This is a genomic window from Mesorhizobium sp. M1A.F.Ca.IN.020.06.1.1 (assembly GCF_004023265.1).
Lineage (GTDB): Bacteria > Pseudomonadota > Alphaproteobacteria > Rhizobiales > Rhizobiaceae > Mesorhizobium.
Map to the genome: position 1 here is coordinate 1 of NZ_RZSR01001249.1, position 1,394 is coordinate 1,394.

The window sequence follows — 1,394 nt, forward strand, 5'->3', positions numbered from 1 at the left end:
GGTCTGAAGGATGCGGCCGTCGAGGCCGACGATGGCGACGCCGATCGCCGAATCTTCCATCGCGCGGCGAAAGCGCTGCTCGCTCTCGGCAATCTGCCGGCGGTCGTCGATGATCCTGCGGATGAACAGCGCCGAGACAAAGAGCGTCACGGCGGTGACGGCGACCGATATCTGTAGGCAGAACTTCAGCGCGTCCGCACCGAGCTCCAGCGCCGGCAACAGGACCGATGCCATCAGGGTGGCAAGCCCTGCCGCCATCAAGGCGAGCACAGCGCGCTTGCCGGCCCGCGGACCTTTCCAACTCAACCACGCCACAATGCGATCCCACCCCATGCGCAACTGCCACAACCCTGGCGGATCGATTTTAAGGAATGGTTGTAAGCTGCGGCGGCCACGCCGCTAACCGGCAAAGCAATTGCCGGCATGATTAAGGATCGGTGTGTAATCCTACCAGCGGACGAAAAACCGTCCGCCAAGCGCGCCGAGCGCGGTGAGGAACGCGATCGCGATCGTGTACCAGGTGGCGACGAACAGCGGCGAATCGTCGAAGCAATGCGCGGCATAGAAGGTCGCCGCCAAGCCGCCCGCGAGCAGGCCCGCGACCGCGCCGGCCAGCACCGGCCGCGTCGGCGCGCCATAGCGCAGCATGCCGAGGAAGATAGCCAGGGGACCGATGCCGATCAACGGGATGAAGCTCATGCAGATCATCATGTTGGAACCCACGAGCCGCCTGCCCCAGTCCGCCTCCGGCACGACGAAAAGCTCCAGGATGACCGCGATCACGACGAGCGCAGGCGCGGCGAGCGTCCATAGTTTCGCTCGCCTGCTCGCCGCACCGGGCGTCGACAGCGCTCGGATCAGAGCGAATGCGCTGGTCGTGAGCGCCAAGGTGAAGACGAACTTCGACATGAAGCGCATCGTATGCATGGCCGGCATGATGTCCGGGCGCGGACCGATGGTCATGAAAAAGACCACCGCCGCGACCGCAACCGCCACGCCGACGGCCAGCCACCAGGCGAGGCCAAGCGGCATCGCCTTGTTGCGGGCATCGGCGTCGAGCGCCTTTATGAGGTCCTCGGTTCTCATGTCACTGTCGTCCGAACCTTTTGGCGATCGCGGCAAGGCCGCGATGCAGCGACACGCGCACCGCCGTCTCGCTGATGCCGAGCTTGACCGCCGTTTCGCCGATCGAATGGCCGTCGACCGAGATCGAGGAAACCACGGAACGCTGCGAGGGCGGCAAGCCGTCCAGGGCCCGGTTTATGTCGCGCTCGCTCACCGTCTCCGCTTCCGGCTCGGCGAACGTCTCTGCGATCTCGTCGATCTCGACCTCGATGCGACGGCCGCGCCTGCGGAATGCATCGATCAGCTTGAAGCGGGCGATCGCATAGACC

At 65.1% G+C, this 1,394-nt stretch carries 2 protein-coding genes and 1 pseudogene; all 3 read right to left on the minus strand.

Annotation, left to right across the window (positions count from 1 at the left end):
* Positions 1-315, minus strand: a pseudogene (locus EOA60_RS32955) (diguanylate cyclase); the annotation flags it as partial.
* 132 nt (positions 316-447) lie between these two features.
* Complete coding sequence (locus EOA60_RS32960) at positions 448-1,086, minus strand: NrsF family protein (RefSeq protein WP_095823965.1); 639 nt, start codon at positions 1,084-1,086, stop codon at positions 448-450.
* Between the two features lies 1 nt (position 1,087).
* A partial coding sequence (locus EOA60_RS32965; RefSeq protein WP_245502677.1) for a sigma factor-like helix-turn-helix DNA-binding protein occupies positions 1,088-1,394 on the minus strand: 307 nt, incomplete at its 5' end.

Coding starts and splice junctions, on each gene's coding strand:
- EOA60_RS32960 (WP_095823965.1), bottom strand. CDS start 1,086: ATGAGAACCGAGGACCTCATAAAGGCGCTCGACGCCGATGCCCGCAAC.